Raw genomic sequence first — 13,467 nt, 5'->3', positions numbered from 1 at the left:
CGCACAATGGGTGCATGGAACCCACCGGCGACCCCATCAGTCCCCTGGAGCAGGCGCTGCACGCCGCTCGCGCGCTCGTGCTCGCCGACCTGGCCGCGCGCGAGGTCGCGGCGGCGGACGTGGTGTCGATGGTGGAGGAGTCCGTCGTGCAGCGGCGGTGGTGGGTGGAGCAGTGGCCGGAAGGCGTCGACTACGTGGCCGGCCTGGTCGCGCAGGACGTGCAGGACGCGCTGCTGGAGGCGTACGGCCGCTGGCCGCTCTGCCCGGTCTGCTCGGCCGGGGACCCGCACGCCCTGGAGGTCGAACCGGAGCTCGGACCCGATCCGCACTGGGTCTGCCACCAGGCGGGCGTGAAGGTCGCAGCGGTGGGAAACCTGGGTTCCCTGTGACCGTGTACATCGACCCACCGACCTGGCCGGGGCACGGCCGCCTGTGGTCGCACCTCGTCAGCGATGTCTCCTACGACGAACTCCACCTGTTCGCCGAGGAGTTGGGCGTGCCGCGCCGGGCCTTCGAGCGGGATCACTACGACATCCCGTCGCATCGTTATGCCGACGCGGTGGCCGCCGGGGCGGTGGAGGTCAGGAGCCGGGAGGTGGTGCGGCTGCTGACGGCGGCGGGGCTGCGCCGGCCCAAGGGACGGGAGCGGTAAGCAAGGGGCGGGCCCGGTAAGCCAGTTGGGGCCGGTCAGCCGCCGAGTTCATAGGCCAGCTCGTCGGCGTCCTCGCCCACCTGCTTGAAGCCCACGCGTGAAACCACCGCCTGGGAGGCGAGGTTGTCGCGTTCGACGGTCGCGAGGACGGTGCGTACGTCGTCCCGTGCCAGGGCCCAGCCGGTCAGCGCGCGCAGTGCCTCCGTGGCGTAGCCCTGGCCGCGCGCGCCCTCCACCAGGTCGTAGCCGACCTCCGCGCGGCCCTCCTCGTCGGGTGTGCCGTGGAAGCCCATGCCGCCGATCGCGCGGCCGTCCTCGTGGCGGACCAGGGCGAACACGCCGAACTCCGGGCGGTGCAGGCCTGCTTGGTGCGCCTTCGTCATGAAGGTCGCGGCCTCCCGGGTGCCCTGGAAGGGGCCGCCGTCGATCCACTCGAAGCCGCCGTCGCCGCCGGCGGCGAGGTCGGCGGCGGCTGCCGGGTGGACGCCCTCCAGGGTGAGGCGTTCAGCGGGGAGGACGAGGGTGTTGTGCCAGCGCCACTCGGTGACGGGGGTGCGGCCGGGGAGTTCGCCGCGGCCGGTCGCCCACAGCAGGGTGCGCCAGGGGTCGGCGCCGGAGCGGACCTGCGGGAAGATCCGGGTGAGGACGAACTCGGCGAGTTTCCGGGCCGGTTGGTAAGTCAGCCCCAGGCCCTCGGCGATGTCGTGGGTGTGCAGCAGCACCTCGGCGGTGCCCATCGCGGCGAAGCCCTCGCGGTTGGCGCTGCGGAACGGGTAGGGGTGGAAGGCGCGCACCTCGCGCGGGGTGGTGCGGACGGCGGCCGACAACAGGGCGCCGGTCGCCCCGATCACCTCCAGGACACCGGAGTTGTCGGTGCCGTCGTCGAGAGCGATGTCGAAGGGGAAGTACGCGTGCTGTGCGCGCCCGGCCAACTGGCCCGCGTACGAGATGAGATCACTGGCGATGTGCTCGGCGGTGTAGCGGCAGCTCCACTCCAGGCGGTCGGCCTTCACGCCGTCCCAGTCCCGGTCCGTCGCCGTGCCCAGCAGCGCGAGACAGCTCGCTACGGCCTCTTCCACCTGTGGTGCGCCCGTGGTCCCCATGCCGGGGAGCATACGGGCGGCCACCACCGGCCCGCCGTGATTAACACTTTCACCACTCGCCTTCCTCACCCGGCACTCGGGTCTGCCGAGCCCAGCAGGGCCAGTTCCCCCGTCAGGTTGTACCGCGCCGTCGCCTCCCACTCCGCCAGCCCGTGCGGAGTCCTGAACAGCTGTGGCAGGGAGAGGAGTTGGCGCAGGATCGCCGAACGGCCCTCCCGGAAGGCGTCGTTGGGGACGAAGTGGTACTCCTCGCGGACGGCGGCCGTGTACGCGGCGTACGCCGACGGTGGTGCGGCCAGGATCGCGAGGTCCGCGTCGCACAGGACCACGCCGTCGCGGTCGTCGTCGGCGGGGGCGTGGGTGACGGTGAGCCGGACCAGGCGGGCGACCTCGGCCGTCTTCGCGTCCGGCACCCCGGCCTCGGGCAGCGCCCGTTCGGCCAGCCGTGCCGACCGCTCCTCGTTCTCGGACCGGTCGGGGAGATAGACCGCGTCGTGGAACCAGGCCGCGAGCCGTACGACGTCCGGGTCGTCGGCGTACTCCGCCAGCACGTCGATGTGGTCCAGGACCGCCGTGAGGTGGGTGAGCGTGTGGTAGCGGCGTTGTGGCTCCTGCCAGCGGGCGAGGAGATTCTCCGCGTACGGCGCGGGATCCGGTCCGCCGCCGGGTGCCCGGGCTCCTTCGAGAGCACGGGTCCAGCGGGCGCGAAGGGCGTCGAGATCGGCCATGGTCCTTATTTTCCTCCCGTGGCCCCGCCCCTAGCGTGGAACCCATGACTTATGCCGACACGACACACGACGTACGTGACCCCGAACTGCCCGGACGGCTCCTCGCCGGCGAGCGCGACGCGCTGATCCCGCTGCTGCGTTCCCGCTCCGAGGAGGACTTCGCGCTGGCGACCGCCGCGTGTCCGGGCTGGACCGTGCGGGACGTGCTCGCGCACTGCTCGTCCGCGCTGACCCGGGTGGTGGAGCGCCGGTTCGAGGAGGGGGCGTTCTCGCCGCAGTCCAACGACCGGGACATCGCAGAGCGGGCCGACTGGAGCAACGCGCGGGTCGTCGACGAACTGGAGCGCGGGATGACCGAGGCCGGTGCGGTGATCGCCCGCGCGGGCGGTGCGCTGGACGCGGTCGCGTTCGGCGAGTGGGTGCACGCCGGCGACGTACGGGACACGCTCGGCGAGCCCGGGGCCTACGGGGGCGAAAGGCTGGGGTCCGCGCTGACCCTTCTCGGCCTTGTGACCCGTCAGCGAGGCCACCTGCCTCTCCACGCCGACCTCGACGACCTGGACGATCCGCTGCGGCTGGGCGATGTGTCGGGCGAGCGGACCCCGGCCCGGTACATCGGCGACGCGGCCACGCTCGTACGGCTGTACTCGGGCCGTCCGGTGCCGGAGGGGACGGCGTACGAGCTGGCGGGGGCGGAGCCGGCGGAGCTGAACATCTTCGGCTCATGGCCGTAGGCCTCCGTTCTCCGTTCGCCGTTCGCGGGGGTGATCTCGCGGCCCCCGTCCCGCCCGCGTACCCTGAGATTGGACTAGACCTGTAGCCGCTCCAGGGAACACGACGGAAGGGGTCCTATGAGCACGCGTGCAGTCCTGGAGGTGATCGCCCTCGGCGCCGAGGACGCGATCGCCGCCCAGGCCGGAGGCGCGGACCGCCTCGAAGTGGTCACCGACATCGCGGCCGACGGGCTGACCCCGCCGGTCGAGACCTTCGCCGCGATCCGCGCCGCCGTGGACATCGACCTGCGCGTGATGATCCGCCTCGCGGACGGTTTCGCCGCGGGCGACGTGCACCGGCTGGTACGGGTCGCCGGGGAGCTGCGGACCGCCGGCGCCGACCAGTTCGTGCTCGGGTTCCTCGACCCGGACGGCGGGGTCGACCTGGACGCGGTGGAACGCGTCGTCGCCGAACTCGACGGCTGCGCCTGGACGTTCCACCGCGCGATCGACCGCGCCGCCGACCGCGACGCCCTGCGCAAGCAGCTCGCGGACCTGCCCGGCCTCGACACCTACCTCACCGCCGGCTCGGCCGACGGCGTCGACGACGGCCTCCCCGCACTGCTCCGCGAGGCGGCCCTGCACGGCGAACCCGGCTACGAACAGCGCATCCTGGTCGGCGGCGGCCTCCGCCTGGACCACGTCCCCACCCTCCGCGCCGCCGGAGTCGACGCCTTCCACATCGGCGGCGCCGCCCGGCCGGAGGGCTGGGAGCGGCCGGTGTCGGCGGCGGCGGTGGGGGAGTGGCGGGCGGCGCTCGACGGCTGAGGTGCGGTCAGCCGTGCGGGGCGCACGGGGAGTCGTAGGGCAGTTGCGGGATGTACGTGTGCCAGAGCGCTGAACACGATCGAGTCCAGCCGCTCGGCACTGGCCCGCCAGCGCGGTGGTTCGGTCGGGCCGGGTCGGTGACGTTCCACAGGTGGGCCTTGTTGTCGCTGCCCCCGGCGGCGGGTGTGCGGCCGTCGGGGCTGAAGGCGAGCCCGTTCACCTGGCGCGCGATCCCGACTGCGGTGAACGGGGTGGTGAGGGGTTCGGGACGGTCGGGGACGGTGAGATCGAGGAGCCGGACACGGCGGTCCTGCCCCGCGACCGCCAGGGTGTGTCCCTTCGGGCTGAAGGCAGCGCGGGCCAGCGCACCCTGTCGTCCGCCACGCGCCGTGCACGCCCTCAAGTGCGCGCCGGTTCCGGGGTCTTGGTGGACGCGTGCGGCTGCGGTACCGGCCGTGTCGTCAGGGCGGCCACGACCGTCGCCAGCAGGGCGAGTCCCGTTCCCGCCAGCAGGAACCAGCGGTCGCCGAAGAGGCTCAGCGCCAGGCTGCCGGTGCCGCCGGCCGCGGCCATGCCGAGGTAGAGGGCGCTGCTGTTGAGGGAGATCAGCACGGGTGCGTTGGCGGGGTCGAGCGAGGTGACGCGGGTGATCTGGGCGACCATGATGGACCAGCCGGACACCGGGGCGAGCGCGGCGGCGGCGAGCGCGGTCGGCATGGTGCGCAGCGTCCATGGAGCGGCGGCCGCCAGTGCCACGTAGGCGGTGCTCCCGGACAGGATCACCACCCGGGGTCCCCACCGGTCGATCAACCGCCCGCCCAGCGATGAGCCCGCGACCGCCGCGCAGCCGGACACCAGGAGCAGCAGGGTCAGCCGGTCCTGGGAGCCGTGGGTCGCGTGCCGGGTGGCCACCGTGTAGTAGATGAACGTCGTCTGGAAGGCCAGGAAGACCAGGAAGGTGGTGCCGGCCGCGCCAAGCACCCGGCGGTCGGCGAGCGGGGCGAACCGCGCGCGCAGGCTCAACGCGGCCGCCGGCTGGGGGAGTTCGGGCAGCAGCGCCGCCAGACCCGCGAACGCGGCCACTCCGAGCCCGGTCACCAGCCACATCGTGAGCCGCCAGTCCGTACGGCCGATCCAGGTGCCCAGCGGCACCCCGAGCGCGGTCGCGACGGTCAGCCCGCCCATCACGACCGCGATCGCCCGCCCGCGCCGCTCGGCGGGCACCAGGGTCGTCGCCACGGCGTTCGCGGTGGGGGTGTAGAGGGCGGCTCCTACGGCGGCCAGCACGCGGGTGGCGAGCAGGGCGTCGTACGAAGGGGCAAGCGCCGTAAGGGCGTTGGCGGCGCTGAAGACGGCGAGCGCCGTGAGGAGGGCGCGGCGGCGCGGCCAGCGCGCGGTGACCGTCGCCAGGACGGGGGCGAGGACGCCGTAGGAGAGGGCGAAGACGGTGACCATCTGTCCGGCGACCGAGATGGAGACGTCCAGATCGCGGGCGACGAGCGGCAGGATGCCGGCCGTCACCATGCCGTCGGTTCCGACGGCGAAGGTTCCGAGGGCGAGCAGGAGCAGGCGTAGGCGCACGGGTCCCCCAGGTGCGTCCGGCGCAGGACTGCGCAACGGTTTGACGTTGGTCAAACAATAGAGACTGTTGGATGATTGTCAAACGGTATGGAAAGGGGTGCGCGCGTGAGCGAGGCGGAGAACGAGTGGCTGCCGCAGCCGGACGTCGAGGACATCGAGCTGGTCAAGGTGTTGCAGGCGCTCGGTGACCCGGTGCGGCTGTCGCTGCTGAAGGTGTACTCGACGGGGAAGCAGTTCAGCTGTGCGCCCGAGGCGCTGGGCGTCGCCCATCTGCACAAGTCGACCGTCTCGCACCACTTGAAGATCATGCGAGAGGCCGGGCTCACGTCGACCCGGGCCGCCGGCCGCAACCGCTATGTGCAGCTGCGGCGGGACGACCTGGACGCGAGGTTCCCCGGCCTCCTGGACTCCCTGATCAAATCACTGCCTGATTAGGCGAGTTGGGCCGGCAGCGGGGCCGCGTGCGTCACGATCAGGCCCGAGACCGCTCGGGTCAGGGCGACGTACAGGCGGCGCAGGCCGGTGCGTTCGTCCGGTTCGCCGTCGACCACGGCCCGCGGCTCGTCGAGGACCACGTAGTCGTACTCCAGGCCCTTCGCGAGCGAGGCCGGGACCAGCGTCAGACGAGTGTCCGCGGTGGTCTCCTCGCCCGGGTCGATGTAGCCGATGCCCGCCGCCATCAGGGCTTCCGCCAGCGCGGGAATCCTGGCATCCGCCGCGATCAGGCCCGTCGAACCCTCGTTGCGCAGCAACTCCTCGCAGGCGGCGACCACTTCGGCCGTCCCGGTCGTCTCCCGGAGGTCGAAGAAGCCCGGGTTCTCACGGACCGAGGCGACCGGGGTCAGGCCCGGCGCGATGTGGGGGAGCAGCCGGGAGGCGTAGGTGATGACGTCCGTCGGTACGCGGAAACCGGCCGTCAACTCCTCGATCACACCGTCCGACTTGCCGAGATGGGCCATTGCCTCGTCCCAACTCCGCGTCGCCCAGGGCGTGGTGCCCTGCGCCAGGTCGCCGAGGACGGTCGCGGAACCGGTGGTGCAGCGGCGGCCCACCGCGCGGTACTGCATCGGGGAGAGGTCCTGCGCCTCGTCGAGCACCACATGTCCGAGCGAGTGCGTCCGCTGGACGATGTCGGTCGCCTCGTCGATCAACACGGCGTCCGCGGCGGCCCACTTGGCGGCCTTCACGCTCCGCACCGCCCGTTTTCCAGATCCAGGCTGTACCCACAGGATCGTCTTCTGCTCGTCCTCGTCGAGGATCCCGTCCGCGTGGACGGCGAGGAAGTCCGCGTCCGTGAGCAGCCGCAGCACCAGCTTCTCCGGCTCGACCGGCGGCCACACCGCCTTGACAGCCGCCTTCACCGCCGCGTTGCGCGCCACGGCGTCCTGCACCCGGTCGTCCGGCGCCTCCCCCGACCGCTCCATCTGCACCAGCACGGCATGCGCGATGCGCTGCGGCAGGGCCTCGCGAGCGGCGCGGTAGCGGATGTCGCGGTCGAGCAACTCCCGTACGATGGCTTCGAGTTCGTACGCCGGGACCCGCCAGCGGCGCGAGCCGCGCACCACCATCACCGGCTCGGTCGGCAGGGTCACGTGCGAGTAGATCGCCCTCCGCAGGACCTCCGCCATCCGCGCGTCGCCCTTGATGACGGCGGCCGGTGCCTCGTCCGTCCCGCGCACCTCGACATGCGCGACCAGGTCGTCGACCGTGCCCTGACGGACCGTCAACTCGCCCAGTGCGGGCAGGACTTGCTCGATGTAGTGGAGGAAGGACTTGTTCGGCCCGATGACCAGAGTGCCGGTGCGGGCCAGCCGCTCGCGGTGGGCGTAGAGGAGGTAGGCGACGCGGTGCAGGCCGACGGCGGTCTTCCCGGTGCCCGGCCCGCCCTGGACGCAGACGGTCCCGCCGAGTCCGGACCGCACGATCTCGTCCTGCTCGGGCTGGATGGTGGCGACGATGTCGCGCATCGGGCCGACGCGGGGCCGTTCGATCTCCTGCTGGAGCAGCTTGCTGGTGGCGGCGGCCTCGGCCGGGTCCATGAGGTGCTCGTCCTCGTACGCCGTGAGCTCGCCGCCCGTGTACCCGAAGCGGCGGCGCAGCGAGATGTCCTGCGGGTCCTTCTTCGACGCCCGGTAGAACGGCTGCGAGACCGGCGCCCGCCAGTCGATCACCATCGGGTCGCCGTCGCCGTCGTGCACATGCCGGCGCCCGATGTAGAACTGCTCGCCCTCCGCGCCCTCCGCCTGCTCGGCGCCGGGTGCGTGCAGGTAGTTGAGGCGGCCGAAGAACAGCGGGGTGTCGCTGAGGTCGGCCAGCGCCTTGATGCGCTCGTCGATCTGGCGGGCCAGGACCTCGGCGTTGACCCAGTTCGCCGTGACGTCCTTGATGTCGAGGGACTCGACGTCCTCGCGCATGGCACGCAGTGCGGAACGGGAGGAGGCGAGGTGGGAGCGTTCGCGGGCGAGGGGGTCGTCGAGGGGGTCGTCGAGGGGATCGCCGAGGGGGTCGGCGGCGGGCGTGGACAAGGGAGTGCCTCCGGAGGACCTGCTGTCGCTGCTGGGCGGGTGGTGCCGACCGGTTTCCGTCCGGGCGGCGGCACTCCCTGCGGGGAGGCGGGCAAGAGCGGAGAGTTTAGTGACGCGGGCCTGGTGAGGGCCAATCGTTTTTCGTCCCCTAGGGGACGCCCCCTCCACCCGACGGGGGAACGGGTCAGCCCGGAGGCGTACTCGGGCGGCTTCGAGGTTGGCTCTCTGGACCGATGCCGACCTTATGTCCCAAGACGCACCATGGATTCATGAGCGCAGCAACCATCCACCCGGTCCCCGTCCGCCCGTCCGGTGCCACACCGGCCACCGGCGGCAGCCACCCCCATCGCCTGGGCAATGCCCTGCGCGCCATAAAAGTGTTCGCGGGCGCCGCGTTCAGCGTGGTCGTCCTCGGAGAGTACGGCGAGGAAGCGGGCATACGCCGTAAGTGACCGCAGAGGTCACCCACGGCTGCCCTGCCGAGCTCAGCTCTCCGTGAGGAGTTCGTCCGCGTCCATGATCCGGTACGCGTAGCCCTGTTCGGCCAGGAAGCGCTGGCGGTGGGCGGCGAAGTCCTGGTCGATCGTGTCGCGGGCGACGACCGAGTAGAAGTGGGCCTGATGGCCGTCGGCCTTGGGGCGCAGGACCCGGCCGAGGCGCTGGGCCTCCTCCTGGCGGGAGCCGAAGGTGCCGGAGACCTGGATGGCCACGGTCGCCTCGGGCAGGTCGATGGAGAAGTTGGCGACCTTGGAGACGACGAGGACGCTGATCTCGCCCTCGCGGAAGGCGCCGAAGAGCTTCTCCCGCTGGGCGTTGGACGTCTCGCCCTTGATCACCGGCGCGTTCAAGTGCTCGCCCAGCTCGTCGAGTTGGTCGATGTACTGGCCGATGACGAGGATCTGCTGGCCCGCGAAGCGCCGCACGATCGCCTCCGTGACCTTCCGCTTCGTCGCGGTCGTAGCACAGAAGCGGTACTTCTCCTCGGTCTCGGCGGTGGCATACGCGAGCCGTTCGGAGTCCGTGAGGTTGACGCGCACCTCGACACAGTCGGCGGGCGCGATGTAGCCCTGCGCCTCGATCTCCTTCCAGGGCGCGTCGAACCGCTTCGGCCCGATGAGGGAGAACACGTCCGACTCCCGGCCGTCCTCGCGGACGAGGGTCGCCGTCAGACCGAGGCGGCGCCGGGCCTGGAGGTCGGCGGTGAACTTGAAGACGGGCGCGGGCAGGAGGTGCACCTCGTCGTAGAGGATCAGGCCCCAGTCACGGGAGTCGAAGAGTTCCAGGTGGGGGTAGATCCCCTTCCGCCTGGTCGTGAGCACCTGGTAGGTGGCGATGGTGACGGGCCGGATCTCCTTCCGGGTCCCGCTGTACTCGCCGATCTCCTCCTCGGTCAGGGAGGTCCGCTTGATCAGCTCGTGCTTCCACTGCCGGGCGGAGACGGTGTTGGTGACGAGGATGAGCGTGGTCGACTTGGCCTGCGCCATGGCCCCCGCGCCGACGAGGGTCTTGCCGGCTCCACAGGGCAGTACGACGACACCGCTGCCGCCGTGCCAGAAGTTCTCCACGGCCTGCTTCTGGTACGGCCGCAGCGCCCAGCCGTTCTCGTCCAGCTCGATCGCGTGCGCCTCGCCGTCGACGTACCCGGCGAGGTCCTCGGCCGGCCAGCCCAGCTTCAGCAGCACCTGCTTGATCTGCCCGCGCTCGGAGGGGTGAACGGCGACGGTGTCGGGGTCGAGCCGGTTGCCGACCAGCGGGGCGATCCGCTTCGAGCGCAGGATCTCCTCCAGCACCGGCCGGTCGGTGGTGGTGAGGACGAGCCCGTGCGCCGGGTGCTTGGAGAGGGTGAGCCGGCCGTAGCGGTCCATGGTCTCGGCGATGTCGACCAGCAGCGCGTGCGGCACGGGATACCGGCTGTACTCGACCAGCGCGTCCACGACCTGCTCGGCGTCGTGCCCGGCGGCCCGCGCGTTCCACAGCCCGAGCGGTGTCACCCGGTAGGTGTGGATGTGCTCGGGCGCCCGCTCCAGCTCGGCGAACGGCGCGATGGCGCGCCGGCAGTCGCCGGCTCGCTCGTGATCGACCTCGAGGAGCAGGGTCTTGTCGGACTGGACGATGAGGGGGCCATTCACGTACGTACACATCCCTTCCGCACGGCCAAACGTCCAGTGTGCACTACCGGCCGATGATCACAGGCGGCTCTGCGAGGGTGGGGGCCATGGGAGAACTGGTGGAACGGGTGGACGAACAGGACCGGACAGTCGGGACGGTGGACCGGGGTGAGGCCATCGCGCACCACTGGCTGCACCGCGTCGCGACGACCGTCTGCCGGGACGGGGAGGGCCGCGTCCTGGTGCACCGGCGGGCGGCGGACATGTCCCGGTTCCCCGGGCAGTACAACTTCCTGGTCGGCGGCGCCGCGGAGGTCGGGGAGTCCTACGAAGAGGCGGCGGCCCGTGAACTCACCGAGGAACTCGGGGTGGTGGTGCCGGTCCGGTTCGCCTTCAAGTACCTGTGCCGGGGCGAGATCAGCCCGTACTGGATGGGCGTCCACGAAGCGGTCGTCCGCACGGACATCACCCCCGACCCGGCCGAGATCGCCTGGCACGCGTGGGTCACGGAGGACGAGCTGCGGGAGATGGCCCGGCGCCCGACGTTCGTGGCGGACTCCGTCGAGACGCTGGACCGTTATCTGAGCCGGGGCCGGGCAGTCCGGGGGGACACCTGTCCGTAAAAAGTGTGACACTCATGGCGAAAAGTGACACACTTTTTCAGACCTACCCCTCCGCCAGCTCCGCGACCCCCGTCACCCGGTGCAACGGATACGTCCGGACCTCGTCCGCCGTGTGGTCGTACGCCGTGACGAAGCCGCCCTCCACGCGGATGGGCGCGATGACGCGCTGGCTGGCGGCGCCCTCGGCGTTGACGTAGCCGATCCAGAGGGTGCTGCCGGTGAGGACGGCGGCCTGCATGGTGGCGAGGGTCTCGGCGGAGCCGGTGCGCGGGAGTTCACCGGCCGGGGCCGGGGTCGTCGACGGCTTCAGGGGCGTCGTGGAGGCGCGGTCGCCCGCCCTGATCGCGCGGATCGCCGCCGACAGGAGGGTCGTGTCCGGGGTCGGCGGGCCGTCCGGTACCGGTTCCGGAGCCGTGCGGGGCGGGGTGCGGTGGGCATGGGCGCGGGTGATGACGACATCGCCGTCGGCGGACTCGGCGGCCGGCGCGAAGCCCATCGCGCGCAGCCCGTCCAGGAGCGCCGCCGGATCGGCCTGCGCCGCCAGCACGGTCGGCGCCAGGCGGCGCAGACGCAGACCCGCCGACCGCTTGTCCGCGAGGATCTCGCTGAGCACCGCGTCGTCGTCGCAGCGCACATACGCCGAGGCCGCGCCGATCCGCAGATGGCCGTGTCTGCGGGCCACGTCGTCGATCAGATAGGCGAGAGGCTGCGGAACGGGCGTACGGGAGTGCGCGGTGAGGAAGTCGTGCAGATCGGAGGCCGAGCGGCCGGCGTCCAGGGCACGGCGCACCGAGCCCGGAGTGAAGCGGTACACCGTGGCACCGCCCTTCGACTCCACGTCCGCGAGCACGTCCAGCACATCGGCCAACGGCCGTTCCAACGGGCCCGGGGCCACCGCCGTCAGATCCGCCTGCAGCAGGACATGGTCCAACGGCTCGGGCAGCAACGGGGCGAGCAGCCGAGCGGCAGCGGCACTCGCCACGGCCTGCTCGGCGGGGGAGAGGGGTTCGGGGAGCGTGGGCGTGCGGTGGTGGACGGGCAGCTTGTCGCCGGGACCGGAAGGTGTGCCCTTCGCCGCCGCGCCACCCGCCGCCGCCCCCAGCAACGCCCGCCCCTGCCCCGACAAGGCGCCCCGCCCCGTCACCCCCAGCAGCTCGGCCTCGTTCAGGGTCCAGCGGGCCAGGCGGCTGCGCAGGTCGTCGTCGGACTGCGGCGCCGCACCCCCCGTCCCCCGCGGGGGACGTTCCCAGCGCAGCCGGGCCAGCACCGACTCCGTGGACGGCGAGGTGCCCTCGGGGAGCGCGGCGAGCAGCGTGAGCACCCGGTGCCGTACCTCCGGGGCGGCCGAGCGGTCCAGGCCGGGGCCAAGCGCCGACAGCGTGCGCTCCTTCGCGTCCCGCCCGCCGACCAGCCCGGACGTCCGGGTCGCCGTCAACCAGGTCTCCGCGAGGTGCGTCCAGCGCTGCGCGGCGGGCTGTTGCAGCCACTCGTCGTAGGCCGGGGTCGCCGCATACCGTTCGTCCGCCTCGCCGTCGGACGCCAACAGGCCCGCGGCATAGGCGAGTTCGACCCAGAACGCGGCGACCGGCTCCGCCAGGTCCAGCGCGACGGCGGTCCGCTTCAGATCGCGGATGCTGAGACCACCGGCCCGCAGCACCGTCGGCCCGCCCTCGTCCCAGTCCTTCAGCAGCTCCTCGACCGTCGCCAGCGCCGTGTACGCCTGCCCGGCCGCCGCCGCGTCCACAACCTGTGGACGGTGCGTCGCCTTCGCCTCCACCGGCGGCGCCACCGGCTCCGTCTCCCGGTGCGCCCGCCCGGCCCGCAGATGCAGGGCCACCTCACGCGGCAGTACGACCGTGCCGGGCGCCGTCGGCAGCAGCAGCCCCCGGTCGATGAGCCAGCGCAGCCGGGCCGCCGGGTCGGCCGTCACCTGCCCGTACGGCGGCCCCCAGACCAGCCGGCTCAGCACCTCCAGGGACTCCTCGGGGGCACCGGCCAGCAGCGCCTTCATGTGTCTCCGGGACGTGAACAGCTTGGTGAGCGTGGCCACCGCGGACACCGGGTCATGCGTGGAGGGCAGGCCCGCCGCCGTCACGATCTCCTGGATCCGGCCCGGCGACATGCCCGCCGTGGCCTCCGCGACCGTAGGACCGAGCCCGGTCGGCGACGGATGCTGCGGCGCCGGCGCCAGCAGCTCACGCGCCGTCCGCACCAGCCGCAGCCGGTCGTCCGCACCCCACACCAGCGCCTGCTCGCGCAGCGCCGCGACGGCGCGCGGCAGCGCGTTCACCACCGCCGGATCGCGCGCGTCGCCCGCCATCAGCCCGAGCAACTCGTCGTACGGCGCCGGGTCCGCCGCCACGGCCAGCGCCTGGGCCGTCTGCAGCGTGAAACGGTCCAGCCGCTCCAGCGCCCGCACCACCGAGGCGCGCGTTCCGGCCCTGGTCGCGAGCTGGGTGAGATCGGTGGGCACGGGCGTGATGAGGTCGGGGCGGCTGCGCAGCAGCGCGGCCAGGGAGGCGTCGTGCCTGGTTCGGAGTGCCTCCGCGAGCGAACGGGGCGGCGTGGCCGGAGTGCTCATCCGACCCACGGTAGCGGGTGGGTGC

Annotated in this window: 14 protein-coding genes; 7 read left to right on the top strand and 7 right to left on the bottom strand. The window is 72.3% G+C overall.

Features of this window, described 5'->3' with window-relative positions; all coding sequences use genetic code 11:
* The first annotated feature begins 14 nt into the window (after positions 1-14).
* Entirely contained in the window at positions 15-389 is a 375-nt protein-coding gene (locus OH768_RS23065) for a hypothetical protein (RefSeq protein ID WP_406456469.1), read from the top strand.
* Positions 386-652: a DUF4031 domain-containing protein gene (locus OH768_RS23060; RefSeq protein WP_318017061.1), complete on the top strand. Its 267-nt coding sequence runs from the start codon at positions 386-388 to the stop codon at positions 650-652. Before OH768_RS23065 ends, OH768_RS23060 begins: the two co-directional genes overlap by 4 nt.
* A gap of 35 nt (positions 653-687) precedes the next feature.
* Here the strand turns inward: OH768_RS23060 and OH768_RS23055 are convergent, their stop codons facing one another.
* Positions 688-1,755 (bottom strand): GNAT family N-acetyltransferase, encoded by a 1,068-nt coding sequence (locus OH768_RS23055; protein ID WP_406456467.1) that lies wholly within the window; start codon positions 1,753-1,755, stop codon positions 688-690.
* 65 nt (positions 1,756-1,820) lie between these two features.
* Positions 1,821-2,483: a hypothetical protein gene (locus tag OH768_RS23050; RefSeq protein ID WP_406456465.1), complete on the bottom strand. Its 663-nt coding sequence runs from the start codon at positions 2,481-2,483 to the stop codon at positions 1,821-1,823.
* A 44-nt stretch (positions 2,484-2,527) separates the two neighbouring features.
* On the opposite strand from OH768_RS23050, the gene OH768_RS23045 reads away from it, so the two are divergent.
* Together OH768_RS23045 and OH768_RS23040 are read left to right on the top strand one after the other, a co-directional pair.
* Positions 2,528-3,217 carry a maleylpyruvate isomerase family mycothiol-dependent enzyme gene (locus OH768_RS23045; RefSeq protein ID WP_406456463.1) on the top strand — a complete coding sequence of 230 codons (690 nt, stop codon included), beginning with the start codon at positions 2,528-2,530 and terminating at the stop codon, positions 3,215-3,217.
* A gap of 117 nt (positions 3,218-3,334) precedes the next feature.
* A complete protein-coding gene (locus OH768_RS23040; RefSeq protein WP_388101893.1) occupies positions 3,335-4,024 on the top strand; it encodes a copper homeostasis protein CutC in 690 nt (229 codons plus the stop codon).
* Positions 4,025-4,031: 7 nt separating this feature from the next.
* Here the strand turns inward: OH768_RS23040 and OH768_RS23035 are convergent, their stop codons facing one another.
* Together OH768_RS23035 and OH768_RS23030 are read right to left on the bottom strand one after the other, a co-directional pair.
* The gene (locus tag OH768_RS23035) at positions 4,032-4,427 is read right to left on the bottom strand and encodes a WD40 repeat domain-containing protein (RefSeq protein WP_406456460.1); all 396 of its coding nucleotides are present in this window, start codon (positions 4,425-4,427) and stop codon (positions 4,032-4,034) included.
* Positions 4,424-5,605 carry an MFS transporter gene (locus OH768_RS23030; RefSeq protein WP_406456458.1) on the bottom strand — a complete coding sequence of 394 codons (1,182 nt, stop codon included), beginning with the start codon at positions 5,603-5,605 and terminating at the stop codon, positions 4,424-4,426. The genes OH768_RS23035 and OH768_RS23030 overlap by 4 nt, the downstream gene beginning before the upstream one ends.
* A gap of 105 nt (positions 5,606-5,710) precedes the next feature.
* On the opposite strand from OH768_RS23030, the gene OH768_RS23025 reads away from it, so the two are divergent.
* Positions 5,711-6,040 (top strand): ArsR/SmtB family transcription factor, encoded by a 330-nt coding sequence (locus tag OH768_RS23025; RefSeq protein WP_406456456.1) that lies wholly within the window; start codon positions 5,711-5,713, stop codon positions 6,038-6,040.
* On the opposite strand, the gene OH768_RS23020 is transcribed toward OH768_RS23025, so the two are convergent.
* Positions 6,037-8,130 (bottom strand): HelD family protein, encoded by a 2,094-nt coding sequence (locus OH768_RS23020; protein WP_406456454.1) that lies wholly within the window; start codon positions 8,128-8,130, stop codon positions 6,037-6,039. The genes OH768_RS23025 and OH768_RS23020 overlap by 4 nt on opposite strands.
* A gap of 269 nt (positions 8,131-8,399) precedes the next feature.
* Between OH768_RS23020 and OH768_RS23015 the strand changes: the two genes are divergently transcribed.
* Complete coding sequence (locus OH768_RS23015) at positions 8,400-8,582, top strand: hypothetical protein (RefSeq protein WP_086022036.1); 183 nt, start codon at positions 8,400-8,402, stop codon at positions 8,580-8,582.
* A 33-nt stretch (positions 8,583-8,615) separates the two neighbouring features.
* On the opposite strand, the gene OH768_RS23010 is transcribed toward OH768_RS23015, so the two are convergent.
* Complete coding sequence (locus OH768_RS23010) at positions 8,616-10,259, bottom strand: DNA repair helicase XPB (protein ID WP_406456452.1); 1,644 nt, start codon at positions 10,257-10,259, stop codon at positions 8,616-8,618.
* Between the two features lie 86 nt (positions 10,260-10,345).
* On the opposite strand from OH768_RS23010, the gene OH768_RS23005 reads away from it, so the two are divergent.
* Entirely contained in the window at positions 10,346-10,861 is a 516-nt protein-coding gene (locus OH768_RS23005) for an NUDIX hydrolase (RefSeq protein ID WP_406456450.1), read from the top strand.
* 43 nt (positions 10,862-10,904) lie between these two features.
* Here OH768_RS23005 and OH768_RS23000 read toward each other — a convergent pair whose 3' ends face one another.
* On the bottom strand, positions 10,905-13,442 hold the full coding sequence (locus tag OH768_RS23000; protein WP_406456448.1) for a helicase-associated domain-containing protein: 2,538 nt from the start codon (positions 13,440-13,442) through the stop codon (positions 10,905-10,907).
* Positions 13,443-13,467 lie beyond the last annotated feature (25 nt).

Source organism: Streptomyces sp. NBC_01622 (genome assembly GCF_045209635.1).
Classification (GTDB): domain Bacteria; phylum Actinomycetota; class Actinomycetes; order Streptomycetales; family Streptomycetaceae; genus Streptomyces.
Note: the sequence above shows the minus strand (reverse complement) of the source record. Positions and strands in the feature narration are given on the sequence as shown.

Coding starts and splice junctions, on each gene's coding strand:
- OH768_RS23065 (WP_406456469.1), top strand. CDS start 15: ATGGAACCCACCGGCGACCCCATCAGTCCCCTGGAGCAGGCGCTGCAC.
- OH768_RS23055 (WP_406456467.1), bottom strand. CDS start 1,755: ATGGGGACCACGGGCGCACCACAGGTGGAAGAGGCCGTAGCGAGCTGT.
- OH768_RS23050 (WP_406456465.1), bottom strand. CDS start 2,483: ATGGCCGATCTCGACGCCCTTCGCGCCCGCTGGACCCGTGCTCTCGAA.
- OH768_RS23045 (WP_406456463.1), top strand. CDS start 2,528: ATGACTTATGCCGACACGACACACGACGTACGTGACCCCGAACTGCCC.
- OH768_RS23040 (WP_388101893.1), top strand. CDS start 3,335: ATGAGCACGCGTGCAGTCCTGGAGGTGATCGCCCTCGGCGCCGAGGAC.
- OH768_RS23015 (WP_086022036.1), top strand. CDS start 8,400: ATGAGCGCAGCAACCATCCACCCGGTCCCCGTCCGCCCGTCCGGTGCC.
- OH768_RS23005 (WP_406456450.1), top strand. CDS start 10,346: ATGGGAGAACTGGTGGAACGGGTGGACGAACAGGACCGGACAGTCGGG.
- OH768_RS23000 (WP_406456448.1), bottom strand. CDS start 13,442: ATGAGCACTCCGGCCACGCCGCCCCGTTCGCTCGCGGAGGCACTCCGA.